The sequence below is a fragment of the Methanogenium organophilum genome, from assembly GCF_026684035.1.
In the GTDB taxonomy this organism is placed as follows: domain Archaea; phylum Halobacteriota; class Methanomicrobia; order Methanomicrobiales; family Methanomicrobiaceae; genus Methanogenium; species Methanogenium organophilum.
In genome coordinates, this window is the sequence record NZ_CP113361.1 from 922,096 (window position 1) to 947,487 (window position 25,392).

At 52.3% G+C, this 25,392-nt stretch carries 26 protein-coding genes; 7 read left to right on the forward strand and 19 right to left on the reverse strand.

What is annotated here, in order from left to right:
* Positions 1-187: 187 nt before the first annotated feature.
* From thiC to OU421_RS04760, 5 genes are all read right to left on the reverse strand, one after another.
* Complete coding sequence (thiC, locus tag OU421_RS04740) at positions 188-1,414, reverse strand: phosphomethylpyrimidine synthase ThiC (RefSeq protein ID WP_268187461.1); 1,227 nt, start codon at positions 1,412-1,414, stop codon at positions 188-190.
* Between the two features lie 485 nt (positions 1,415-1,899).
* Entirely contained in the window at positions 1,900-2,409 is a 510-nt protein-coding gene (locus tag OU421_RS04745; protein WP_268187462.1) for a hypothetical protein, read from the reverse strand.
* 297 nt (positions 2,410-2,706) lie between these two features.
* Entirely contained in the window at positions 2,707-3,801 is a 1,095-nt protein-coding gene (locus OU421_RS04750) for a TolB-like translocation protein (protein ID WP_268187463.1), read from the reverse strand.
* A gap of 161 nt (positions 3,802-3,962) precedes the next feature.
* Entirely contained in the window at positions 3,963-4,469 is a 507-nt protein-coding gene (locus OU421_RS04755; protein ID WP_268187464.1) for a hypothetical protein, read from the reverse strand.
* A gap of 165 nt (positions 4,470-4,634) precedes the next feature.
* Positions 4,635-5,570 carry a hypothetical protein gene (locus OU421_RS04760; RefSeq protein ID WP_268187465.1) on the reverse strand — a complete coding sequence of 312 codons (936 nt, stop codon included), beginning with the start codon at positions 5,568-5,570 and terminating at the stop codon, positions 4,635-4,637.
* 88 nt (positions 5,571-5,658) lie between these two features.
* Between OU421_RS04760 and OU421_RS04765 the strand changes: the two genes are divergently transcribed.
* The gene (locus OU421_RS04765) at positions 5,659-5,859 is read left to right on the forward strand and encodes a hypothetical protein (protein WP_268187466.1); all 201 of its coding nucleotides are present in this window, start codon (positions 5,659-5,661) and stop codon (positions 5,857-5,859) included.
* On the opposite strand, the gene OU421_RS04770 is transcribed toward OU421_RS04765, so the two are convergent.
* Entirely contained in the window at positions 5,854-6,657 is an 804-nt protein-coding gene (locus tag OU421_RS04770) for a hypothetical protein (RefSeq protein ID WP_268187467.1), read from the reverse strand. The two genes, OU421_RS04765 and OU421_RS04770, sit on opposite strands and share 6 nt — an antisense overlap.
* A gap of 328 nt (positions 6,658-6,985) precedes the next feature.
* Here OU421_RS04770 and OU421_RS04775 point away from each other — a divergent pair, with 328 nt between their 5' ends.
* Both OU421_RS04775 and OU421_RS04780 read left to right on the forward strand, forming a co-directional pair.
* Positions 6,986-7,702 (forward strand): hypothetical protein, encoded by a 717-nt coding sequence (locus tag OU421_RS04775; RefSeq protein ID WP_268187468.1) that lies wholly within the window; start codon positions 6,986-6,988, stop codon positions 7,700-7,702.
* 10 nt (positions 7,703-7,712) lie between these two features.
* Entirely contained in the window at positions 7,713-8,534 is an 822-nt protein-coding gene (locus tag OU421_RS04780; protein WP_268187469.1) for a winged helix-turn-helix transcriptional regulator, read from the forward strand.
* A 262-nt stretch (positions 8,535-8,796) separates the two neighbouring features.
* On the opposite strand, the gene OU421_RS04785 is transcribed toward OU421_RS04780, so the two are convergent.
* The 3 genes from OU421_RS04785 to OU421_RS04795 all read right to left on the reverse strand — a co-directional run bounded on the left by OU421_RS04785 (position 8,797) and on the right by OU421_RS04795 (position 11,700).
* Positions 8,797-9,480: a GNAT family N-acetyltransferase gene (locus OU421_RS04785; protein WP_268187470.1), complete on the reverse strand. Its 684-nt coding sequence runs from the start codon at positions 9,478-9,480 to the stop codon at positions 8,797-8,799.
* Between the two features lie 97 nt (positions 9,481-9,577).
* The gene (locus OU421_RS04790) at positions 9,578-10,114 is read right to left on the reverse strand and encodes a flavodoxin family protein (RefSeq protein ID WP_268187471.1); all 537 of its coding nucleotides are present in this window, start codon (positions 10,112-10,114) and stop codon (positions 9,578-9,580) included.
* A gap of 131 nt (positions 10,115-10,245) precedes the next feature.
* The gene (locus tag OU421_RS04795) at positions 10,246-11,700 is read right to left on the reverse strand and encodes an MFS transporter (protein ID WP_268187472.1); all 1,455 of its coding nucleotides are present in this window, start codon (positions 11,698-11,700) and stop codon (positions 10,246-10,248) included.
* 292 nt (positions 11,701-11,992) lie between these two features.
* Here OU421_RS04795 and OU421_RS04800 point away from each other — a divergent pair, with 292 nt between their 5' ends.
* Positions 11,993-12,943 carry an alpha/beta fold hydrolase gene (locus OU421_RS04800; RefSeq protein WP_268187473.1) on the forward strand — a complete coding sequence of 317 codons (951 nt, stop codon included), beginning with the start codon at positions 11,993-11,995 and terminating at the stop codon, positions 12,941-12,943.
* A 16-nt stretch (positions 12,944-12,959) separates the two neighbouring features.
* On the opposite strand, the gene OU421_RS04805 is transcribed toward OU421_RS04800, so the two are convergent.
* The gene (locus OU421_RS04805) at positions 12,960-13,595 is read right to left on the reverse strand and encodes a DUF2115 domain-containing protein (RefSeq protein WP_268187474.1); all 636 of its coding nucleotides are present in this window, start codon (positions 13,593-13,595) and stop codon (positions 12,960-12,962) included.
* Positions 13,596-13,863: 268 nt separating this feature from the next.
* Positions 13,864-14,661: a V4R domain-containing protein gene (locus OU421_RS04810; protein WP_268187475.1), complete on the reverse strand. Its 798-nt coding sequence runs from the start codon at positions 14,659-14,661 to the stop codon at positions 13,864-13,866.
* Between the two features lie 81 nt (positions 14,662-14,742).
* Here OU421_RS04810 and OU421_RS04815 point away from each other — a divergent pair, with 81 nt between their 5' ends.
* Positions 14,743-15,960 (forward strand): FprA family A-type flavoprotein, encoded by a 1,218-nt coding sequence (locus tag OU421_RS04815; RefSeq protein WP_268187476.1) that lies wholly within the window; start codon positions 14,743-14,745, stop codon positions 15,958-15,960.
* Between the two features lie 151 nt (positions 15,961-16,111).
* Here the strand turns inward: OU421_RS04815 and OU421_RS04820 are convergent, their stop codons facing one another.
* From OU421_RS04820 to OU421_RS04840, 5 genes are all read right to left on the reverse strand, one after another.
* Positions 16,112-16,825, reverse strand: coding sequence for a DNA alkylation repair protein (locus OU421_RS04820; protein WP_268187477.1), 714 nt, complete (start codon positions 16,823-16,825; stop codon positions 16,112-16,114).
* 117 nt (positions 16,826-16,942) lie between these two features.
* Positions 16,943-17,620 (reverse strand): alpha/beta fold hydrolase, encoded by a 678-nt coding sequence (locus OU421_RS04825; RefSeq protein ID WP_268187478.1) that lies wholly within the window; start codon positions 17,618-17,620, stop codon positions 16,943-16,945.
* 693 nt (positions 17,621-18,313) lie between these two features.
* A complete protein-coding gene (locus OU421_RS04830) occupies positions 18,314-20,128 on the reverse strand; it encodes a cation:proton antiporter (protein ID WP_268187479.1) in 1,815 nt (604 codons plus the stop codon).
* Positions 20,125-20,262 carry a hypothetical protein gene (locus OU421_RS04835; protein ID WP_268187480.1) on the reverse strand — a complete coding sequence of 46 codons (138 nt, stop codon included), beginning with the start codon at positions 20,260-20,262 and terminating at the stop codon, positions 20,125-20,127. The genes OU421_RS04830 and OU421_RS04835 overlap by 4 nt, the downstream gene beginning before the upstream one ends.
* Before the next feature lie 347 nt (positions 20,263-20,609).
* Positions 20,610-21,389 (reverse strand): hypothetical protein, encoded by a 780-nt coding sequence (locus OU421_RS04840; RefSeq protein ID WP_268187481.1) that lies wholly within the window; start codon positions 21,387-21,389, stop codon positions 20,610-20,612.
* A 215-nt stretch (positions 21,390-21,604) separates the two neighbouring features.
* Between OU421_RS04840 and OU421_RS04845 the strand changes: the two genes are divergently transcribed.
* Complete coding sequence (locus tag OU421_RS04845; RefSeq protein WP_268187482.1) at positions 21,605-22,021, forward strand: PaaI family thioesterase; 417 nt, start codon at positions 21,605-21,607, stop codon at positions 22,019-22,021.
* Between the two features lie 93 nt (positions 22,022-22,114).
* Entirely contained in the window at positions 22,115-22,627 is a 513-nt protein-coding gene (locus OU421_RS04850; RefSeq protein ID WP_268187483.1) for a DUF6790 family protein, read from the forward strand.
* Here the strand turns inward: OU421_RS04850 and OU421_RS04855 are convergent.
* The 3 genes from OU421_RS04855 to OU421_RS04865 all read right to left on the reverse strand — a co-directional run bounded on the left by OU421_RS04855 (position 22,624) and on the right by OU421_RS04865 (position 25,372).
* Positions 22,624-23,073, reverse strand: a complete 450-nt coding sequence (locus tag OU421_RS04855; protein WP_268187484.1) for a CGGC domain-containing protein — start codon at positions 23,071-23,073, stop codon at positions 22,624-22,626. The genes OU421_RS04850 and OU421_RS04855 overlap by 4 nt on opposite strands.
* Positions 23,074-23,083: 10 nt before the next feature.
* The gene (cofH, locus tag OU421_RS04860) at positions 23,084-24,211 is read right to left on the reverse strand and encodes a 5-amino-6-(D-ribitylamino)uracil--L-tyrosine 4-hydroxyphenyl transferase CofH (protein ID WP_268187485.1); all 1,128 of its coding nucleotides are present in this window, start codon (positions 24,209-24,211) and stop codon (positions 23,084-23,086) included.
* A 381-nt stretch (positions 24,212-24,592) separates the two neighbouring features.
* Entirely contained in the window at positions 24,593-25,372 is a 780-nt protein-coding gene (locus OU421_RS04865; RefSeq protein ID WP_268187486.1) for a hypothetical protein, read from the reverse strand.
* Positions 25,373-25,392: the final 20 nt, after the last annotated feature.

Sequence of the window (25,392 nt, forward strand, 5' to 3'; positions counted from 1 at the left end):
CTCAAAACTTCCTGTACACACTCTTCCTCCCCGTTCAAAAATGCCAAATATACACCCGACTCTGCATAGTTAGTACGGGTGATGATTCCACTGCCAGAAGAGATACTGCAGAGCCAGCCATTGAATAGTGTATACGGGAGATTACGCAACGATTGCACATATTGCGTAATGCTCCTGTCCGCACGGTTTAATACTGCCGCATAATCCTGATTGCACAGAATTCCCCACACATCGTGCACTCATCCTCTTCATCGGAAAATGCCTGTGCCCGGGCGGGATCAAGGGCATGGACAATCTGGCCTTTCGGATCCAGTGTCGCTCTGATATGTGCGATCTTTTTGTCTTTGGCATCTTTCCCGTACTTCACGGTATCACCAATATGGGCCGCAATTTTAAAGGCGATCAGCCCCTCCTTCACTGCTTCCGGGTTCGGAAGACCTAGATGTTCAGCAGGCGTAATATAGCAGAGATAATCGGCACCGGCAGTGCTTGCCATACTTCCACCGACACATCCCGCGATATGGTCGTACCCTGCGGCGATGTCTGTCGGCAGGGGACCTGCAACAAAAAGCGGGAATGGCGACTGTTTCTTATATTGCTTCACATACTTCGAGATCCGGTCGCTGCGGATATGCCCCCCGCATCCTTCAATGATCACCTGAACGCCATTTTCATGGGCACGGTGCGCAAGGGCGATATTCTGCCGCAGTTCTTCGAGCTGCATCCGGTCCCGGCAGTCATGGATGCAACCGGATCGTGCTGTATTCCCGAGAGAGAGGACAATATCACGCTTCTTACAGAGAGAAAGCACTTCGTCAAAACGCTCGACAAAGGGATTCTCGCATTCGTTAATCAGCATAAATGCGCTCGTGATCGAACCGCCTTTCGAGACCATCCCAAGGATCCGTTTATTCTTACGGAATGACTCCAACATGGCCCTGTTCACGCAATGGACAACAATCGAGCTGACTCCTTCGTCAGCATGTCTGCGAAGCGTGGCAAAAATATCATCGTCAGTCATCTCTTTCAGGCCGTTTTCGACAGCCGCCGGGTAGACCGGGACAGTCGTTATGGGCAGAGTGGAATTTTCAAATACTGCTTTCCGGATGGCGTTAATGTCCCCTCCCATGGACAGGTCGCTTATCGTGTCGGCACCGAACATTTCGGCGATCCGGACTTTTTCAATCTCGTCCTCCACGCTGACTTTTCCGGTTGAAGTACCAAGATTGACATTGATCTTGGTCGATAGCCCGGCACCGATGCCGGTCATGCGGTCGTCGCGCTGCATGATCACAATGCTGCCCTCCGCTATCCGCTCAGCGATGATTTCCGGACTGATTCCCTCAGCATGGGAGAGAGCTTCCATCTGGTGTGTTATTATCCCGTTTTCTGCATACCTGACAAGTGAATCCATATTATATTCCCCGGTATTTCTCTATAATTTTAGCCAGCCCAAATACGATCTAAATAATCTGCAAAAGAGTGGATCGATATAATCTGTGGGTGCTGCAATATGCCAAAATATCACAAAAACATCCGTAACAGTATACATGCCCTCAAATCAAAAGAATGTTCTGATCCTGCAGTCACCACACACGATACCGACATCTCGAAATCCCCATATACGGCAAACAAAACCAGAAGACGCCATTTCAGGCTGATATTGGGATGTCGGCAAATCGCCTGTCAATCCATTCAATCGGACGTGTGGTTCAAAAGGTTCCTGTCGTCGTCGGTGCGATGGCAGGTCCCGCTTCAATTCCTACATCGGTGCCCACCGGTTTGGCAATTGAGATTGCCATAAGGCCTGCAAGACAGCCGATGAAGTAACATGCCCAGAGCCCATAGAATGCCGGGGATTTGAGCGTCAGCGACCGGTAATATTCGCAGGCTTTTTCCTCACCGGGTTACCGGCCGGGGTGTGACCCCTCCCCATCCCAGACCACGAAACACACATGCCGCAAGGCCGACATTCAGTGCAATCACACATGCGTAGACAAGACCGTTGGAGAGAGGAGTGTGCCAGAAAAGTACCGGAACCATAGAGAGGCCGGACCAGACGAGGAGATACGGGAGAAAAAAACCAACGGCTGATACCAGAATGTCGCAAATGAGAATACGGGTGAACCGCACGTCCCCATCGAACCAATCGGAAAACACAAAGGGAGGGATGAGCACTGCCATGGGCACCACGAATATCAGTGCCCCGACGAGAAGCATCGGGGTATCAACTGGCATTAAAAGGGCAAATCCCGCTGCCATGACAAGGGCGGGGAGCCCGATACAAATCATCCGGTTTTTTGTCCGGCTGAGGACGGCATAGACGATGGAGAGCAGCACAACGCCCATAATACAGGCGACAATCTCAAAGAGTATCACCATGCCCAGAAAGCCTTCAACGTTACTCATACCCTGTTCTTCCGGAATAATGCTGGGGCATGGCTTTTCATATATCTATTGGGTGTTTCCCGGCAGGCAGTCACAAAAACGGTCAGGAAGAGTCCTGTGATTGTAGCTTTTCGTATGAATGATGCCCTTCGGGTGGAATTGGAGAGAAGGAGTCAGACCACAGTAACCGGATCAGACTCTCATTCCATGGAGATCTTTTTTCCCCCATATCGATTTTGATCATTAAACGGTGACATAATCAGAATATCCCGGAAAATGAGAGAAAAGGTGAATGATACATCCCGGATGAACAGGTCATTATCTCTTTTTCAGAATCGCAAAACCCACAATTCCGGCGATAAGAACGGATACAAGAACGACCAAACCGATTGGATTTTTCTGTGGAGAATGATTTTGTACCACACTGTCCGAAATATCTGTGACACCAGGTGTGTTTTTCGCAGCTATAGTAGTCGGAATCGTCCCAGATATTGCGGTTAACCATTCCACCCTCGGTGAGTAACGGTGCCATAGCACCAGTCCACCCTCAAAGTCTGTGATTCCTGCAACCTCTGATGCAATATCGCTGAAGGTTGCTGTCCCGATATCATATACCCGGATTGTACCGGTATTCGGATTATCGTAATCGACTTCCGGCTCGTTTACATAGACGACGGTCTCACCCGAGATGAACGGTTTTGAATATCCCTCCATTGTTTCAAGAGAGGTCGTCATGCCGGAAGCCAAATCCGTCAGTATGATTTCACTCCCTTTCATTGGAATATAACTCCCGTTATTCCACGACGGAGCGTGCAATGCCTTCATCCATACAACCGTATCACCGGAAATATCTGCCGTGCCAAAGGTTTTGTCCGATCTGCTCTCTGGAATAACAGTGTCCTCACCGGTAGAGATGGTATAGACATGGATTTCCCGCCCGGATTCCCCGTCCGTCCGGTCGCACCCCCATACGATACGGTCACCGTCGATGGCAAGACCCTGGATCATATCCCCTGAACGAAAGATTCTTTCGTTCGTGCCGGTTGAAAGCGTATGGAGGACAAGATCGTCACCTCCACAATTTTCGCGTAGTATCACGTGGTCCCCGTCAGCGGCAATATCAGTCACTCTTGGTTCAATGTTGTTGTAAAAGCCGGTCGAATAGAGAATTCGCTTTTCTCCGGTGGCCAGATCATATTCATATACCGTTTTGGTCCGCGAAGTCCAGAGTTCCGAAGTGTCATACCCGGTGTAATAAACTCGTCCTTCAGTGATCTCCAGTGATTCGATATCCATGGTATCATTCGCAAGGGGGACACGCCGGTACAGCGCCATGTCAGGACTGTACACCATAATTGCCGGAGGACTGGAACCACCCACATATGTTGCAATCAGATTGTCGTCAATACACATATGAACCTGAGCGGTAGCCGAAGCCTGGACAGGTATACGGACATCCGAGGGTTCTGCAAGACAGGGAACAACAGATACAGTACAAAAGAATAGTAACAGAAAAATAAAACACAATTTTTGGGAAAATTTCATAATTGATCCTCAAAATGGGTTATTTTCCTTCATGAATAACTAACCGGGTCTGCAGTGACGATGATACCTGACCGAATGGATTGAATGCTACCGCTCATAATTCCTGCAAGGATTGACCCGTCCGGGTCGTCAACAGGCTGGCTGTTCTCATCAAAGATCTTGGGACCGGGAGTCACAACCTCCGGGGCAAGGCTTGGATCTACCCACTGATAGGGCCTGCTCCACATTTCTTCGAGCAGCTTTGGATCAACGTTTGCTTTGATCTTTTCGTAATTTTCCTCAGTGTACGCGATCTTCGCCAGTTCACCACGTGTAAGCTCCTCTCCCCAGTGTTCATTCAGCCATTTCATTCCCTCTTCTGTGTATGTGCCAGATATTTCAAAGGCGCTTACAGAAGGGGCGACGAATACCAGCAGGACCATGAGTCCTGCAAGCATTGTTAGCGTTCGTGATCGGTTCATTTTCTTCACGTCCATCCTGGCCGGATCTGCCCGGCCGGGTCTGCTGTCAAAGTCGTTGGAGAAGATGAGTGACATGGTAATCCGGCTCTTTCCCCTGACCCGACAATTACCGATTTTCTTTATTATTAAATACCTTTTATTCCAGAACGCTCTACACATAGAATATCGTAACCATAGACAATAGTGAAAAAACTGTTTGTGAAAGATATCCAGGTGTTGAAAAAGAAGAAATTCTGGTTACTATCTTCTGCGTATAGCCACATAACCAGCAATTCCTGTTGTGAGTGCCACTATGACCGTGAAAGGATTGCCAGGACTTGTCTGTGTCGTAGTCTCTGCAGGTGCCGGGGATGTCACCGCCGGAATCATCCCTGAGAGAGAGGTGAGCCAGTCAGACCTTGGTGAGGACTTGTGCCAGATAACCAGTCCACCCTCAAAGTCAGTGAACCCTGCAACCTCTGATGCAATATCACTGAAGCTAGATGTCCCGATATCATAAACCCGGATCGTTCCGGTATTCGGATTGTCGTAATCAACTTCCGGTTTTTTCACATAGACAACCGTATCGTCGGAAATATACGGGGAGCTCAGTGCATTGATGATTTCGATAGAAAACGTCTTTCCCGTTGACAGGTTGGTCAAACGGATATCCCCACCTGCAGTCGTAAGACTCGGGTATCCCAGTGATGTATCCGGTTCCTCTGCTGTTCTAATCCAGACAACCCGGTCACCTGAAATATCACCATATCCCAATGTTCTGATTGACTGACTTTCTGGAATGATATCATCCTCACCGGTAGAAACAGTGTATACATGAATCTCCCGCCCTGGTTCCCCATCGGTCCGTTCGCATCCCCACATGATCCGGTCACCATCTATAGCAAGGCCATAAATAATGTCTCTGGAACCGAAGATTATCTGATTCGTGCCGGTTGAAAGAGTATGCAGTATGAGATCCTGATCATTAACTCCCCCGCGTAATACTACATGATCCCCATCAGCGGCAATATTTGTGACTCTTTGTTGAGGACCTGTAGTGTTGTAGATTGTCCGTTGTTCTTCGATAGCAAGATCAAACGCATAGACGGTTTCTGTTCGTGAATAAGACGGTTCGGTAGAGTCGTATTCGGAGTAATAGATTCTGCCGTCAGAAAATTCCAAAGAGTCAAGATCCATTTGATCACTGGAAAGAGGGATACTTTGGTACAAGGTACCATCAGCATTGAATACCATTATTGCCGCAGGTACGGAGCTACTTACATATGTGGCAACAAGATTGTTGTCGATATGGCTGTCAATCCAGTCCATATCTGAACCTCCAATTGGCATACAGATATCTGAGGATGCAGCGAGGCCGGGCATGATAGCTAATGAACAAAAAGAAATTAGCAAAAAGATAAAGGACATTTTCCCTGATAGGTTCATAAATAATTACTCCGGTAAAAAAATAGGTATTCCTTCATGAATAATAGTATGAAGGAGACCACGTGCTTCCACTTGCAGTTGGATTCGTTGATTGTGCAACTGTCTGGGATTGGTACAGGGTGTCATGAACCGGGCTCCGAGCGCCGGATGTCAATAATGTTATACGAGGATCGTTATCATAGCCATATTTAACATTGTATGATGTAGACAGCCAATCTCCGTTCCCGTGAAGTTGGGATTCAACTCTTAGAGAACCAACATATACTTCGCCATATACATATCCGCTGCCACCATGCCTGATGTACCCTCCGGAATAACTCACCGGGTCTGCTGTGACGACGATGCCTGACCGAATGGATTTAATACTACCATCCATGATCCCTGCAAGGATGGACCCGTCCGGGTCGTCAACAGGCTGGCTGTTCTCATCAAAGATCTTCGGGCCGGGAGTAACAACCTCCGGGGGATAGCGGTCTCCCCAGAAATAAGGCTGGCTCCATATTTCTTCGAGCAGTTTTGCGTCAACATTTGCCTTTATTTTCTCATAATTTTCCTCGGTGTACGCGATCTTCGCCAGTTCACCCAGTGTAATCTCCTCTCCCCAGTGTTCATTCAGCCATTTCTGACCATCTTCTGTGTACGTGCCCGATATTTCAAAAGCGCTCACAGAAGGGGCGACGAATACCAGCAGAACCATGAGTCCTGCAAGCATTGCTAGTGTTCGTGACCGGTTCATTTTTTTCACGTCCATCCCGGCCGGATCTGCCCGGCCGGGTCTGCTGTCAAAGCCATATGGAAGATGAGTAACATGGTAATCCGGCTCTTCCCTCTGACCCAACGATTACCGATTTTCTTTATTATTAAATACGTTTTATTTCAGATCAATCTACATATCTTTTGAAAAACATTCCATTCCACATTTCTAAAAAGATTCAATTAAATACAGGCTTCAAATCCCTTTTCTACCAATTTCAGAATCATATCTTTCTAATTTATGAGAAAGAAAGCACGTACCCGGATGTGATCCGGGGCAGAACACCTCCCATCATGATGCTCAATATATCGGCGATATGTAGAGGGATTGGGAATAATCTATTTATAAATATGTATGGAATACTGAAACAATTCAGGGGACTCAGGGAACCCCGGATGAGGAGCACAAGCAGATGAACACCAGGTACCTGACTGTCGGGGCTTTGATGGCACTTCTTTTTCTGTCTGCCGGAGTTGCAGCTTTTCAGATCTCAGGGGAATATACCGAAGAAGGGATGGCATGGCTGAATGAACACTGGGGGGAGAATATCACCGTAGGAGACGTCGCACGGATTGCCTATACCACAGAGAATTACGAAAAAATGAAGGCAAACGTTGAACCGGAACTTCTCGAAGAAATGTGGAGCAGGCCCTACCACTGGGGCAGTCGTCAGCCGGGGTACTCAGAAGAACATCCCGAATGCCCGTTCGGTGCCACCGCATGTGACGAGAACGGTCCGGTGAACATCCGGGAACTGAACCTCTCACAGAAACAGGAGATGGGCCTGGAGAATGCGGTGACCGATACGAGCGGCTACATTGTCATCGGGTATATGGACAAGTCCATTAAAGAGGGAGAGATGAAACCCTTTCACCGCCGGATGCCGGAGAATCTCAGCCGGTTCACGTATGATCTGCTCTGGGGAAATACCGAGGATTCCCTGAAACTGACCATCTTTGCCCCGGACGGGGTGATGGGGCCCTATTATGACGACAGCGACGGGAGGAAAAACGGCAGGATTTATCTACAGATCTCCCGCCCGGATGGTATCGAACCGGGTGACTGGTACGCGGTTGTCGAAGGAGAACAGGTTGACGGTACCTGCCAGTTCATGCTGCTTGTCGTGTGAGGCGTGAGAGATGATTTATCCACGATTAACGAATCTGGTTCTTCTTCTGGCTATTGTGGCCATGATGTCCCCTGTTGTCACTGCCGTTGAAACAGGCGGCTATGTGGTCGAACCGGCGTATGATATCTACCCGGAATACAGCGATGTCTATTTTACTCCGCGTTCAAATGAGACGGTGCTCCTCAATGAACCGGAACCCGCACCCATCCAGATAAACGATCTGCCCCCCTGGGTATTGATACTCCTGGGCATTATTGCAGTAACGCCGGGTGTTGCCTTTCTGGGCAAATACCTGTCAGCAACCAATCTACCCATCATCGGGGGATTCAAAAGAGTATCCCGGAACAATATTCTCGATAATTCTTCCCGCAGGATGATCTATTCCTGTGTAACAGAGAACCCCGGAATCCAGCTCTCGGACCTGAAACGCTCCACCGGGTTTAGCTACAAGAACCTGAGCTACCACCTCAATCTCCTCACGAATTATCACATGATTACCGCTGAAGAATGCAAGAATACAACCCGGTATTTTGAGAATTCAGGCAAATATTCACAGGAAGAGCGGGCGATGATGATGCATCTCATCCGCCCGAGTGACAGAAAAATAATAGAGACCGTCCTGCACCACCCCGGAATATCCCGCCGTGAGATCAGCAGTCATGTCGGAATCTCCGGTCCCTCGGTGAGCTGGCACATGCATTTCCTGATGGAAAACCATATTATCGAACAGAGAAAGGAGGGAAGAGTTTCTCGTCACTACCTCACAGGTGAGATGATGAACGTGTATGAGAATGTTTCAGGACGGCTTGGTTCGTCCGTTCATTCGATATAGCATCCCTGCTCAATCTTCCCGGAGAATATCCCATACCACCACTATCTGGTTTTTTCAGACAGCTGTAGATCATACAAATAAAGAAGATATTCGTAATTTGATAGATATCTGATTTAAATTGGATATTACCACAATATCCAGATATAACAAGATATTACCGATAACCGGATCAATAAAATATTGGATCAAATAGGTTGGTTCTGAAGACTTGTCTGAATGTGCACCCTCATAGAAATGGATCGATACGCGGTCGGAACCGCTCTCATCTATCCCGGAACCGGGCGTGCATCACCTCGTCCATCAGAACCCCGTTCTTCGTGATGGCATTGCGGAGCACCGCCTCGCGGACGAACCCGCACTTTTCGAGCACCCGCATCGAGGCCGGATTATTCGCAAACACCCCTGCCTGTATCCGGACGATATCAAGGCGAACAAATGCCACCGGCACGACGGCAGCGATGGCATCGGTCATAATCCCCCTCCCCCAGAAGGGTTCTCCCAGCCAGTAGCCGATCTCGGCGGTCCGGCAGTAGACATCGTCGAGGAGGGTGACGGCAATTCCCCCGGCGGCAACGCCGTCCACCTCGATTGCGAGGAGGAGATCGGTCGGCGTCCGGCATGATGAACCGGCGGGTGAGCCGGGCGAGGAGGATGGGAACGGGGATGGTTCGGATGAAGATGTACCCGACGGACCGGATAAACTCCCGGGGGACGGAAAAAAGGGAAATCCGGGGAACGGCCCGGACCCTGCACCGGATGACAACCACCGTGCATAAGCGATGAACCGGTTTGCGTCCTCCAGTGTGTACGGGGAGGGAAAGGAGTCCCTGAGGGCAGCGGCGACACACGGGTTGTCGGCATACGTCGCAAGCGAGGGGGCATCTTCCTCTCTCCACGGGCGAAGGAGAGATGTGGGTGTCCGGATATGGGGGAGATTCTCTATCAAGTAGACCTGACACTCTCGGCTATGATCAGCTCTATGTCAGGCGAACCTGACACTCCCGGGCGCAACGGGCTATCTCTCCGGCTGACAATCAGCCGGACTACACTGCAGGTGGTGTGATCGGCGGCTCTGAAGCTGGGCCGGTCGACGTTCCCGCAGACAAAGCCGTAGATTTGACCGCCGAAATCAGTGCATCAACCTTCCCTTTGTCCTGCACATCATTCTTGTCGAGCACAATCTTTACTCTGACATCCACGCCCTTTGCGGCGAGAGCCTCCGCGAGATGCGTGAGCGTGTCTTTCGCCTGTCCCCCGCAGGTGGCAAAAAGAACGGCTGTTTTTCCCTCGCATCCGGTAATAGCCTGCACTGCCCCGTTTACCGGCGGAGCAGCCCGGAGTGTCCAGACGGGTGTGCCGATCACAATCAGGTCGGATGCAGATACATCAATGGACGACGGTTCAATTGCATCCGCCTCGCCCTTCATTGCCCGGTAGCACCCCTTTGAGTATGCCGTTAACACCGAATATGGTTTCACGGCCGTCACCTCAATAAGCTCCCCGCCGCATTCAGCCTGAATCTTCTCCGCAATGCCCCGGGTCACCCCGGAATAGGAATAGAATATGGTTGTTATGGTCATGGTTTCATCCTCTTCGCCGTTGATGAGATCGAGGGGTGATCATATGTCCCCTCCGCCTCTCCGGTAAGGGGGTTATTTGTTGCCGGGGAAATAAATGCTCCGGGGGATTCCGGGGGGTATGCAGGCAGCCCTCAGTCCCGGATATCAAAGTCAGCCGGTTCACAGTGTTCCTTCCCCTCCCGTATCAGGAGGGTCAGGATAATCATCACGATTACAAAGATGACCCCGATCATAAACGCCGTATCAAACGCGGCCTCAACCGTTGCGATAGGGGACACCAGATGAACGGCGCCGGCGGTCCCGGGCGCCACATCCTTTCGTATCCAGTGATCGAAGATCATCTCGAAGATAACGATACCGATGGTGGAGGACAGATAGCGTGAGAAATACCAGAGTGACGCTGCCGAACCCTGATCGTCCTCCGGCGTGGATGAAAGGACGAGTCTGAGATTCGGTGCGGAAAAGAGCCCCATAGAGATTCCGCGAAAGGCAAGCGCGGTAAGGATCGCCACAAGTGCGATGGTATTGTCAAAAATAACGAAGATACCGACGGATAGAAAGAGGAAGAGTCCTGCAAGAACACAGAGACGCCGTGAGCCGATCCGGTCTGAAAGTGCACCGGACGTGGGGCCGGTGAAGATGATGAGCAGAGAAGGAGCAAGGAGCAGAAGACCGGTAAAGCCTGTTGAATACCCCTTCACAATTTCAAGATAGATCGGTATCAGGAACGTCATTCCGGAGAGGACAAGCCGGTTGAACATTGCTGCGCCGATTCCTGCCGAAATTCCAGGATTTTTCAGCATTCCTAACTGAAGCAGCGGGGAGGGAGTATGCTTCTCCCACGTGATGAATAAGAGCGAACATATTCCTGAGAGAATGATTGCTCCGATGATGGGAACGGAGTGCCACCCCATCTCTTCGCCCAGCGAAAGGGCATACGTAAAGAGACCCGCCGAGAGGATGACAAGCAGTGCTCCGGCGAAATCAAAGGCAGGGGGTTGTGTTCGCTGGACGGTATCTCCGGGAATAAATATGCAGGCGATGATGAGCGCGAACAGTCCGACGGGAACATTCATGAAAAAGATCCATTGCCATGAGAGGAAATGAACGATAATACCGCCGATACCAAATCCAGCGGCAAGACCCAGACCATTTGCAAGAGACAGATACCCCAGTCCCCTGCCACGGGTCTGCGCAGGCAGGGAGACGGAGAGTATGGCAGATCCTGTGGCGATGATCATCGCACCCCCGATTCCCTGAACCGCACGGAAGAGGATCAGTTCGGGAAGACTTCCGGACGCACCACAAAAAAACGAACCGGCGGTAAAGATTGCAAATCCTGCCACGAATATTTTCTTTCTGCCCCATACATCGCCCAGACGGCCAAAGGGTATCAGAAAGCCGGTAATTACCAGCAGGTAGATGATGAGAACCCAGGATGCCGCACTCGTCCCCACGTCAAAATACCGTGATATCGAAGTAAGGGCGATGATAACGATGCTTGAGTCCGTTGCTCCCATAAATGAACCGAGAACAACGGCAGCAACGATCATGCGTCTCACGAAGCGTTCATCTGTCCTGTACATTGGGGGGGCCTTCCTGCGTTGGTAGTCTATCGTTGTCGGTCAAATGAAAAGTGATTTCCGCATTCTCCGGGACGGACCACTATGCGGGTCACAACCGGATGAACGGATGACAAACAAAATGAATCGTATTTTCCGGCTTTGATATCGGAAAAACACAGCCATACGGCAGGAAAATCACGGACGCCGCCCCTCACCGGTATGAGAGAAGAGGCTGCCCCTGCAGAAAAGAATAGCAATATATCCCACAATGCCATAAAAAACAGTATTACCGAGATTTGGGAGATTTAGACAGATGAATTCGCAGATATCAGAAAACCAGAGTGATACCGAAGAAAAACAGGAAGTCATGGAGGGAGTCTTCATCTCCCCGCAGATCATCCACACAAAATTGGGCGACGTGGAAGTGGACATCACCGAAGGGGACGGGCCGGTGCTCTTAGGCAGCCACGGCGGTCTCGGCGGTGTGGACCAGTGCCGGGTGGCAATTGACTTTGCCGGCTCTGATTTCCGGCTTCTGTCCCTCTCCCGGCCGGGGTATCTCGGGACACCGCTTGAAAGCGGGAAGACGCTTGACGAACAGGCGGATCTCTTCGCGGCTGTCCTCGACGAGTTGGGCATTGAGAAGGTTGCGGTCTTCTCCATCTCAGCGGGCGGCCCGTTTGCCTACACCTTTGCGATCCGCCACCCGGACCGTATCTGGGCGCTCGTTACCGCAGACTCCGTGAGCGGGTTCTATGATATGCCGGAGAAGGCGGGCGCCCTGACGCAGATGTTCTTCCTGTCCGACACCGGCCAGGCACTCCTCCGGAAGATGACGAAGGCAAAACCGGACGCGTTCATTAAGGAGATCTTCAAGAGCGAGGCATACTTCACCAAAGAGCAGATGCAGGAGCACCTGGACTTTGTTCTCTCCGACCCCGAGGCGCATAAATTTGTCACCGCATTCATGAACACGATGTACCCCTATCGCCCGCGGAAGGCAGGGACGGAGAACGACATGGTGATCACGCGGGAGCTGTACCACCTCGCGGTGGAAGAGATCACCTGCCCGACGCTCGTCATCCACGGCACCCATGATGCGGACGTGAAATTCTACGACGGCGTCTATGTCTATGAGCATGTTCCGAACGCGGAACGATTCTGGATTGAAGAGGGGTCACATCTCGCGTTCTGGATCAACCCGCATGCAAAAGAGGCGCAGGCGTATGCGCTGGACTTCCTGAAACGGCACCTGCCGGAGTAACGCTCCCGGAACCGGGTTACCCGTTGAAGTGATGGAATTCATACGTGTTCCGTATGAACTCCTGCTTCCGGTGCGTACTGCCCTTCACCGGCGGCTTCAGGTATCCCACCTCAGGTGTCTGGTGGGCCGGACAGAACGGGCAGAGGGCGGAATCGACGTCATTCGCCTTTGTCCGGACCGGGCAGTAATAGGTGCCCTCGATGAGCTGGACCGTGTCGCCGCCCGGAAACGGCATCCCGACAGGGTGCGGCGGGATAGTCCGGACGAACATGCAGAAGCCTGCGAGAAGGAACTTAAGAAACCGCAGCCGGTCCTTTTCGCCCTCACCTGAGGAACAGTTTTCCGCCACCATCGTCCAGTATTCTCCGGTGGTCTCCGGCACCGGTTCCCGCATTGCTGCAAATGCCCCCTGCTGGTTCATGAGCCGGATATCCTCCCATGTTGCAAGCAGGTGACCGGTGACGAGCTTCTCGAGCTTTTTCCGGTAAATGGGATCAATTTTCCGGATTTTTCCAGAGAAATTCCATTGCATCTTCTTCAGATCACGCGGGGAGTACCGCAGCACGATTGCGGCGATTTCCCTCCCGAGATCCCCGCGGGTCTGCTGTAATGCAAGCCTGCTGCAGTCGGTGTCCACTCCCTCTTCCGTCATCGTACTCTCGTATTTTTTTGCACCGGTGCATAATTATTCCATCCTTCCCTGCACCCCTGCTCCTGCCGGTCCCGGATATCCGGATGATAAGATAAAATGATGCTATGCAACCACGTATGTCAGGTACGCATGGATGATAAGACCCGACTCGAACCGACCGCAGCGGACCGGCAGAAACGAGTACTTCCCCACCGTTGCCGACGGGTGGATTGGTATTGCGGAAGGATGGATGTGAGGAATGGTGTGCGGGATTCTCAGCCAGTTCGGCCTATTCTGACCCGGTTATGGGTGTAATCACAAAGGAGCAGTGGTCATCGCCCGATGAGTAGCATTGCACCTCCACGACCGTAACCGGGCACCGGAGATGATGGGAGAAGATTGCCGTGAGGACACCAATATCAAACGCACAGGCCCCGTGCCCCGTGACCGGCAGTTCCATGCATTCGAAGCAGTCGCGAACCTCAAGCCGCAGCGGGTCGGCACTGACAAGCTGAACTGAACCGAGACCGTGTGCCTGCCAGAAGGAGTCCATCTGTCTCACCACGTCTTCGACAGAACGGCCCGCCACCTTCGGGGCGAGGACGGTTCCGACCTCCGCACCCGTTTGCCGGAGCACCGGATCGATATTGATTCCCATGGCCATGGCCTGCGACCGGAATACCCGCACGCAGTAGCGGAAGAACGAAACGAGATCATCGTCGTCGAACGGCTCGTCATGGTCGCCGTTCCGGTGAAGATAAGGAGAGGGTTCTGCATGGCGATCGGTGTTGGTCAGCCGCCCGATCACAGATGAGGAGAGCGCGATGATACGGCGCCTGCTGTCATGGGGGTCCGGAACCGAGGTAATAAGCCCGGCACGTTCAAGGTCGCGGAGATGCACCGATATCGTCGACTTTGCCTTCCCGGTCTCCTCGACAATCCGGTCGAACGCTACCGGACCGTCACTGATAATCTCAAGAATCCGGACCTTGATCGGGCTGTCGACCGCCACAACCGTATCAGGGGTGGAGAAGAGCCGGACGTCCCCGGGGTGCCTGTCCTGATCTCCGGCCTGCCGTGCGTGCATAAACAAATTCGTACCGCAATGTTCTTAAAGTTTGTTCGCACACCATAGAATGTTCGCAACAATACGAACGATGTGATGACCATGAAAGCAGAATCATATAAGATTGCTGACGGTGTGTACTGGGTCGGAACTCTCGACTGGGACCTTCGGAGCTATCACGGCTATACCCTTGACGGAACGTCCTACAACTGCTACCTTGTCTTTGGGGAAAAGACGGCACTCATCGACAACGTGTACCCGGGCCAATCCGCCCAGATGTGGGCCAGAATCAGAGATGCATGTGCAAAAGAAGGGAAGACGGAACACATAGACATCATCGTCCAGAACCACGTCGAGAAGGATCATTCGGGAGCGCTTGTCGAGATTCACAAGAAGTATCCCGATGCGCCGATCTACTGCACCGCGGTTGCAGAGAAGGGTCTCCTCCGGCACTTCCCGGCTCTTGCGGGCGCCACCTTCCACCAGGTAACAACCGGCGAAAGCCTCGATCTCGGCGGAAAAACGCTTGCATTCGTCGAGGCCCCGCTTCTCCACTGGCCTGATTCGATGTTCACCCTCTACGCTGAAGACGGAATCCTCTTCCCGAACGATGCCTTCGGCCAGCACCTCTGCTGTGCAGACCGGCTGGATACCGACATTCCCGAATATGTCCTGATGGATGCGGCGCAGAAGTTCTATGCCAACCTGATCGTTCCGCTCACCCCGTTATTCGTCAGAAAGGCAGAAGAGCTCACCGGCCTCGGCCTGATAGAAAAGGTAAGGATGATTGCCCCGTCGCACGGCCAGATCTGGACTGACCCCGGCAAGGTACTCGGTGCATACGTGGGATGGGCAACCGGTTCGTTACGCAAAGACAAGGTGACGATAATCTACGACACCATGCACGGTTCGACAAAGATGCTTGCCCACGGTCTCGCAGAAGGCGTCATCGCCGGCGGATGCGATGTGAAGCTCTTCAACCTGCATGAGGACGAGCGTTCCGAGATTGTCAAGCATATCCTCGACTCAAAAGCGGTCATGGTCGGTGTCCCGACCATCAACGACATGCCCTACCCGAGTATCGGGGATCTCCTGTATTATCTCAGGGGGCTCCACTTCAACCGTACGGGAGAGCGTCTCGCCCTCGCCTTCGGTTCGATGGGCGGTACGGGAGGCGCCGTCAAGATTGTCGCCGACGAGCTCACGGAAGCGGGGTTCACGGTTGTCGGAACACAGGAGGTCCTGTACGTCCCTGACGGGTCCGAGATGGACCAGGCATTTGAAATCGGAAAGGAGATGGCCGACCGGATACGGGAATAACCGTCCTCCCTCCTTTTGGGAGGATTCGGATATGCTGCACCGGGCGGGCCAGCCGCCCGGCCAAATCTCCTTTCCCATGATCCAATAAAAATGATACCAATCCAAACAATCGGTCCGGGTGAAGACAGAGCCCGGCTACCGACATCCGGATTTACCAGTCCTTCTTCATTACCTCCGCACGCAGCTCCTTCGGCATCAGCTCGATTGCATAGCGCAGTGCCGTCCGGGGCATATCCTTCTTTTTTGCCATGACAAAGGAGAAGATCTCATCCGTGTGCTCTCTGCTCTCCTCCTTTAAAAGCCACCCGTAGCCTTTCTGCACCATGTCGTCCGCGTCCGTCAGGAGAAGGTCTGCAATCGCCATTGCCTCTGCAAGAAATTTCCCGTGTTTCGCGGGAACGATGAGAGATACTGCTGCCGCACGCCGCATCCAGCGGTTCTCCGACTGCGTCCAGTCCCGGAGTTCTGCGATGCACTCCGGGTACTGCTCCATGAAATCCCCCACGGTATGGTTGCAGAAGGTGTCGCAGGCGGCCCAGGTGGTGATGCAGGTGTCAATCCAGCGCCGGAAGATAGCGAGGTCTGCCCGGTCATAGGTGCCCGAGAGGGCATAGGTCCAGTTCGAGGCGATGCCCGCCTCCTCCAGGTAGCCGGAGGAGAAGAGTTCCTCACAGAGGGCATAGATCTCTGCTTTTGGCAGTGTTTTCGCCTCTTTCCAGTATCTTTTTGCGATGCCGGTCGCGGTTTTGGTCTTCATCCCGTAGCAGCGTACGCCCTCCTTAAAGAACCGCTGCGAACCCGCCCGTATATCCGGGTCGGCGTTCTTGCTGAGGTCTTCGCGAATGCGGGCGATGAGAGGGTCCATGGTGAGACGTATGCCGTTCGGCGGTAAAGACGTTGGCGGTGCGGGGTGACGGTGAATGTAGTGGTGGCGGGGATGAAGAAAACAGGAATGAGAAGAGGTGCGTACCGGGATTGAATCTTACGACGGCGACTCGTGCTCTCCGGCAGCCTCCAGCAGTATCCTGAACAGTTCCTCAGGCATATCGGCCATCGGGACATGCGAGGCGGGGAGTTCATGATAGGTCCACCGGGTCCGGTCGGCCGCGATCTTCTCTCGGGCTCCGGCGGTGACCTGCACAAAATCGCTCTTCGTGCAGCGGATATAGGTCTTTTGCAGCGGCCGTAATACGGCCGGGTCGAAGAAGAGAGGTTCCACGTACGGCGGTGCGGGGTCAAGACCGGAGACTGCGGCGGGACGGATGCCTGCACCTGCAATGATATCAAAGAGCGACTGGCCGGAGTCAGGCAGTGCGGCATCCACATAGACCAGACGGCCAATCCGCTCCGGGAGTGCTGCTGCAACGCCTGTTGTGATCATCCCGCCGTAGCTGTGCCCGACAAGGACGACATTCTGCAGGGTATGCTCGGTGATGAGTCTCCTGACCTCCCCGATATGGCCGGTCAGGGTGGCGGTGTATTCGTCTGCGAGGGTCGGGGCGAACGCACGGTGGCCGTGCTCCCGGAGGCGGGCGACGGTCCCGTCCCAGATCCTGCCGCCCATTTTCCCGTCTGCGGTATCAACCGGTTCACCTATCGTGAGCCGGTTCCATGTCTCCGTGTCCATGTTTCCGCCGTGGACCAGCACATATGTTGCCACTCTGAATTCCCTTCCTTCCGGTATACTTCTGCTCCGGGATTTCTCCGGCTTTTACGTGCCGGGGACGGGTGCCCCCGGACAGTTACCCGTTAGACACCATTGAAAACAGCAGGGCATTAAGTGTTCTGTTGCAATGGTCACATATGCGGGAGGAGACCGCAAAGATACGATGGAATACGGCAGTCCCGGTGAGGGGCCGGCCGGCAAGGGTGTCGAATTCCATTGACTGCAGTCACGCACCCACCTGCACCGCTGCAGTTCCTGCGTTCCCGAAGTGGATTCAAATGCAGATTCAATGGTTTTTAACGCCCGGATTCAAACCCGATTATTTCCAATGGAATTCAGTATTTTGGGCAGATTATCTGCATATTTGCCCCATTAAATTATTATAATTTACTCTGTTTACACAAAAACAGATGAATAATTATTTATATCATACATAGATTCAAAATACGGCAGAATAGGGATTTTTGTTCGGTAATACTGCGTTCTCTTTTGCTCATATTTTTCGTTTTTCCAGTGGAAATCGAGGTTTGTCTCCGGATCCGGCCACCGTTTTGAGTTCAGTTCTTTCCTGCCGAAATGAACCAGGGCTCTCTCCTCCCGTACGCGGTGCTGAAATGGTGATTTCCAGTCCCTCTCTCTCTCCATCTTTCTGCCGGAATAAAAGGGGAGATAATTGATCAACCGGAGTCAATACGTATCTTTTTTTGGCAGATCGTGTTTTTTTGTGATGATAATAAGGGATTCTCCGTCTTCAAGACGGGAATCACTTCCGGGTACGGCAAGCGTTCCGTCACGATTCACCCTGAGAAAGGCCCGTGTCCCTTCCGGGGTTCCGCCATCCTGTGGCTGTTCCCTGTTGTCGATGGCCCGGAAACTGTATCCGTTTTCCAGCATGTCCAGCAGTTCATCCTCGTTACGACCAAAAAGGCCGTACGGCGTTTTCGCGAGAATATCGATTTTTCCTCCAAAAACTCTCCTGTCCTGCAGGTCCCGATCCGATCCGAATATGATCATATTCTCAGGCCCGATTGAATCGATAAATGCATCCTCAGCTGACCCGATGCTGTCTCTGTTGGAAGACGCAATCAGGAGCCACGCAACTTTCATCTTAAAAAAATGGGCATCGTTCAGAACCTCTTCATCCGCCAGGTCCGCGAGAGATCCGGTATACGCTTCAAACGGTATCTTTCCGGAGTCTGCAACACTCCGAAGTATCCTGCTGCCCGGTGCCAGCACCATAACCGTTGCTCCTGCCGTATGCAGGGCTGCTGCCAGATCGAGAGCCCAGTGCTGTTCCCCGTAGACCGCAATACCGGTGGGTTCCGGGTCTGCAATCTTCAGCACACGGGAGAGGACAGGAGTTCCCAGTCCGTAGATAATGACGGTCGCCAGTATCACCGTGAAAACAACCGGGACCATCTCGGGAAAATCAACCCCGAATTCGGCTAAATTCAGGGCGAATAATGAGGCGGTGGCTGCAGCAACAATGCCCCGCGGGTGCAGGGCCCCGATAAATATCCGTTGTGCATTGCTGTACCCCAGACCATGCGTGGCGAGAAAGCCTGCCAGCGGGCGGGCGACGAGCACATATATCGCCACCAGAACGAGAGCGGGTACCAGGTACTGAACCATGGCGCCAAGATCAACCATTGCAGCCAGCATGATGAACAGAATGCCGATGATGAGTGGTTCCAGTGTTTCCGTGAGGACGCGTATACTGCCAAACGGTGTCAGGCGCTGGTTTGCGATGACAAACCCCATGGTTAACGCGGCGAAGAGACCTGCCTCCGAAAATATCAGTTCTCCCACGGTGACAACCACAATCCCCAGCATCAGGGCAATGAGGCCGCCGAGCCCCCTGGGTATATTGCGTGTACGGTCGGCGTACGTGTAGATCAGCGCTGCTGCAATACCAAGCATCACGCCCACTGCCATGGTCAAAAATATATCCAGAAACGGGTTCGGGTTTTCCGCCGTAATGAAGCTGATCGCAGCCACTGCAAGAGCAGCGCCAATCGGGTCAATAATAATACCTTCCCATTGCAAAACGGTCCCTACCGGTTCCTTTGGACGGGCAAAACTGAGGATTGGCCCGACCACGGTGGGGCCGGAGACCACTAAGAGAGCGGAGAGGAGAAATGCCAAAACAGGAGGGATATGGAAGAGGAACAGTGCAGCCACCGTTCCGATAAAGAGTGTCAAAATCACCCCGACCGTTACGAGACGCCAGACAGAGCGGCTCATACCGGGCTGCAGGTTCTTCAGACGAAGTTCTAATCCACCTTTTAAGAGGAGAATTCCCACGCCAATGGTCACCAGGGGGAATAAGGTATCTCCAAAGATTTCCTGTGGCCGCACGAGCCCGAGTACCGGGCCGACAATCATACCGGCCGGTAACAGGAGGATAATCCCCGGAATTCTGAAGATCTTTGCGAGCCACTGCATTGAGATGCCAAGACCGATGATAAGGCCCAGCCCGATATAGATCAATTCACTGCTCATGCAGACCGCCCACGGTTGACAGCCGCACACCCGCTGCCCATACCGGAAAATATTGGTTTATTCAATCCCGTTCGGTATGAAACCATCACCATCCGCCGTGCACCTGCCTGTTGTATTTTTGGTACGAATATCATCTCTTCTCCGGTTCCTGCTTCTTTTCACGGTCACCGTCTGTATATACTGCTGCTGCCGTCGCGACAGGGGTCGTTACGGCACCGTTTTGTGAATCGTTTTGCATCCTGACAATACCCGGTATGATGGGCTACTGGTATTTTCCGTCGTGTTTCATCGACCAAAACAGATACAACACTCAGAACTACTGAGATTGAGCCGAATCTACATTTATTATTTCCGATTGGCACGATTGATACGAATAGGGGAATTTTAGAATCACCAGCACCTCCCCTCGAATACGGGAGAATACGCCCAAACCGGGAAACCGGGATGCTCGCAAAAAATAAGGGAAAATCAGGGAAAATGATCACGCCTCTGCAACAGAGACCGTCCAGTCTCCGTCGCAGACGACGTTCAGGAGATAATTATTGCTCTCGTTCACGGCGACCGTCACCACATCATCATATGTTCCCTCATGGAAGGACAGAGGCATCTGGCGGTCTTTTTTCTCGACGTCATTTCCGGAAAAGTCCATCAGATGGACTTCCACCATGTCATTGTTCGATGCCTGAATAGAGAAATCGTATGTTCCCTCGTTTATCTGGAAGAAGGGCGTTGCGGTGGTCCCGATTCCCTTAAAGTTCTGTGGGACGATGCCATTGATCTGCTGGGGGAAGGAGAAATAAAGCGTCCAGTTCCCGGTGGCCTCAACCTGAACGGTCGCCTCTGCGTCTTCTTCAAGCATGAAGGCATAGCTCCAGGTGTATTTGCCGTCCTTCATCGCCTCGTCTGTGACAGCCTCATTGAGCGTACCCTCCGCGTTGACGTAGTCCTTTTCGGTTGATATGGAAACGGTGGTTTTTGCGGGGCTGTCCTGCGTGACGGTCAGGAGGTGCACGCCCCCTGCGAGGGAGACGGTGAAGTTCCCGGTGCCGGTACCGTCGAAAGTGGTTGCAGGAGCTTCCGGCGCTGCGGTGGTCGGGGCGGGGGTCGCTTCGGTCGCGGTCTCTGCGGGCGGTGCCTCCGGTGTCGGGGTGGCGGTTGCAGGAGCGGTCGTATCGGTGGTGCCCGTGCATCCTGCCGAAATCACGGCTGCTGCCACAAGAATGACAAGGAGGGCAGCGGAAAGGATGAAATCTTTTCTCATGGGAAACTATTCGTTAACGAACGTTATGAAATGTTATTCTGGAATCCGTGAAACGGGCGAGAAAATCGCTTCGATAAACCAGAATACTCCTTTTTTCCGGAGAAATCGCCGACAGGCAGGGATGTCTCCGGCATGACCGGAGGGTCTGCCCCGGTATGACAGAGAGATACTTTCATTCAGAAAACCTCTTTCATTAACAGGTGCAATCTCACCGTATGTCAGCATCCGACGATCTCAGGAGAGCGAAGGAGTTCTTCGCCGCCGATTCATTCTCACAGGAAACCGGGCTGGAACTCGTCTCGGTTTCACCCGGCCGAGCTACGGTCTCTATGCAGATCTGCGATCGCCACAAAAACAGCCACGGGACGGTGCACGGCGGGGCACTGTTTACGCTTGCGGACACTGCATTTGCGCTTGCCTCAAACTCCCACGGGATCCCTGCGGCAGGCATCAACGCCTCCATATCGTATCTCACCGCCGCACGGGACGGCATTCTCACAGCGGAAGCGGAGGAGTTTACCGGGAACCCGAAGCTCGCCTCCTATACGGTTGTCATAACGGACGACAAAGAGAGAAAGATCGCGATCTTCCAGGGGATGGTCTACCGGAAGACGCCGAAAAGGGATATCTGATTCGGGGACAACGGATGGATACAAGACCGGACCACGGGCATCCGCCGGTCGCGTATCAATTTCCTTATTACCCATTCCACCCCATCCTTCGTCATGGACCTCGTCGCATATCTCTGGCCGCTCGTCTTCCCGCTCCTCGGTGTCGCAATCGCCCTCATCCATATCCGGGTGAAGGGGCACGAGGGGGCAAAGCGGCTGGAGACCGTGCTCATGTGGCAGCTTGCCATCGGTCTCGGCCTGAACATGGCCTACTCGGGGTTCGGCCACCTCGTCATCCCCGACCAGGTCGCAGAATCCATTGGCTGGCCCCCGGGGAGCCCGTTCCAGCGTGAGGTGGGGATGTGGGACGTTGCGATGGGGATCGTCGGCCTCCTCTGCCTGAAGTTTAAGAGCGAAGGCTACTGGACCGCGACCATCATCGGCACCGGGATCTTTCTCATCGGTGCGGGGCTGGGGCATGTCTACGAGATGGTCGCAGGCGGCAACTTCGCCCCCAATAACGCCGGAGCGATGATGTATATGGATTTGTTCTATCCACTGGTGCTGGCGGGGCTTTTGATCTGGCTTCATAGGAAAAGGGAAGAAGAGGCAGGATTGCTTCCTTAATCATACGACTGACGTGTTTTTTCATCTGACAGGGTCGGTGCGATTAATGGTTCCCACAATTTTGAATCCCATGTTTTCAGATTCGTATGGGTTTTGTAGTATTTTTCCGGAATCGGGTGTGTTCCCACAACTACTTCCAGACCGAATTTTTCCATAATAAAATTTGAAAAATAGTTCACTCTTGTACAGGGCGGATAACCCACAATCATACCCGTTGCAAGGTGAATAACTTCTGCGCCATTTTTTTTCATTTCTTCAGGTGCATACTCGATATTCCCTCCCGGACACCCTCCACAGGTTGCATAACCAACGAGTTCGACTTCTTTACCATCATATCTGCTAAAAGCACCCTCACGGTTATGGAGAGATCGCATGCATTTCCCTCCTGCGCACGTATGATATCTGTCACAAATTATTATGCCAATTTTAACTGGTTCTTCCATCATCTCACCTCCTCTACATTACCTGATAAAGCGTTGACCTCTGTGCAAGTTTCCGGCCGGTATTTTCGGCCATTCGTCTCATCTCCAAAGGATCAAGGAAATCTGTATCCCTTGCCCCTGCCTCTCTGGATATGCTCTCCTCAAATATCGTCCCGCCCAGATCATTTCCTCCGGCCATTAATCCGAGCTGGGCAAGTTTTTTTCCGTATTTAACCCAGGACACCTGAATATTGTCAAAATTGTCAAGGAATAGTCTCGAAACGGCTATCATGAGAATATCCTCCCGCCCTGTGGCTCCGGGCCGTACTCTTCCCTCAAGATAGAGAGGAGTGTTATTGTGGATGAATGAAAGAGGCACAAATTCGAGAAAACCACCGGTATCATCCTGGATCTCTCTCAGTAGTTTCAGGTGCATTATCCTGTCTGCCAGGGTCTCGACGTGACCATACATAATCGTAGCAGTTGTGGGTATGCCAAGACCATGAGTCTCCCTGATAATCCTCTCCCATGTACCGGTGTCAATCTTGCCCGGGCAGATAACTTCTCTTACATCATCAACAAGAATCTCAGCCGCAGTCCCACACAAAGAGCCAAGTCCTGCTTCTTTCATGTGTTCAAGCATCTCAATAGTTGGTATTCCACTCTTTTTTGCTCCGTACCAGACCTCCATCGGGTTATTTGCATGGATGTGAATCTCCGGGGCGGTATGGTGTATAAGGGAAATGATCTCAATATAATTCTCTGCGGTAAAATCCGGGTGAAGTCCACCAACACTGCAGATTTCAGTTACGTTGCGATTTTTTGCCTGATTTACCTTCTCAATGATTTCTTCCCTGTTAAAGCAGAAGGTATCCGGTTGGCCGGTCTTCCGGCAGAAACTGCAGAATCCACAGGAATTAATACAGTTGTTTGTAAAATTGAGATTCTGGTTTCTGACATACGTTATAATATCCCCATTTTTTCGCTCTCTTATTATATCGGCTGCTGCTGCAATTTCAAAGACATCCCTCCCTTTTGCGGTCAGCAAATTCAGTGCCTCGGCTTCAGTGAGACGGTGCCCTTCAATTACATCATCAAGAATCGTTCCAATACCTGAACTGCTGCTGCACCAGTGTCGGCGACCATTTGGTTCAAGAGCCATCAGATCACATTTATCACACGGGGGTTAAAATAACTATTGTATCCACCCGAAATCATAATCAAACACCAATAGCCTCATAAAAACCAATGTCGGAACCCTGATTGCCGGTCTGCTTTCATTCGTCATTATTTGGTCTCCACAGAATTTTTGGTGCACCGAAGGAATGATTTGTAAAAATGATGGTGCGCACATTACTCAGTTGCCCGTTAAAATGTATGTCCATAATGATCACAGGGATTTATGCACCACACCCAGGGGATTTGTGGTGCACAGCTCACGGGGCGTGGGATGACATCAGGACCTGGCCAAATCCATACCCTGAGTATGAGAATCTGAATTATCCGGGATCATCCGTAATTTTTCAAAATAACTCAAAAAAACTCAAAACCTCAAACACCCCGTCACACATTCACTGCACGGCATCGTCGCAAACCGTGCAAAACGCGGGGCGAGGGGAGCGGCACATCTGAGGAGAAACGATCGTCCCAAAAGCCACTTCGCAACCGGAACCGCCACGGGAGGCACCCACGGGCGGATGGTCATGCACCGGAATGCATCCACTCTTCCGTCGGGCCCGAATGCGTTACCGGGGCAGTTTTTGATGCAGAGCCCGCAGCCGGTGCAGAGCGGGGGAACGGGAGATGCAGGAGATTCCGGTTCTGATGCTCCCGCCGGAACAGAGCAATACTTTTGTCCTGATTCAGAAATTCCCCGGCCGGTCACCACCCCGCTTAAAAAAACCCGTGGGCCATAGTGCGGGGTGATGAGAAGAGAACTTTTGCCAATCACCCCAAGCCCTCCGGCAGCGGCAGTCTGCTTTAACCGGACAAGCCCCCGGACCGTTCCATCGGTTATCGTTACGGGAAGATAGAGGGGGACCCGCTTTGCAGGGATGCCTGCTTCGTTTAACAGGTGAGATAAACGGATGGAAGTTGTGTCCAGCGCCTCGGCAATCTTCAGCATCTCCCTCGTCTTCTCTTTCGGCGGCATCCGGTAGACCGGATCAGGAATTTCCTGTGCAAAGACAATAACCGAGCCTGCTCCGGGGAAAAATTCACGGATATAATCCCGGTCGGGAGCGGGAATATCTGCAATACCAACCTCCGCGAAAACCTCTATTCTCTCACAGTGGAAAAATGCAGCAATGTCCGGATTGGTCATGTACAGATCCTTTTTCAGCA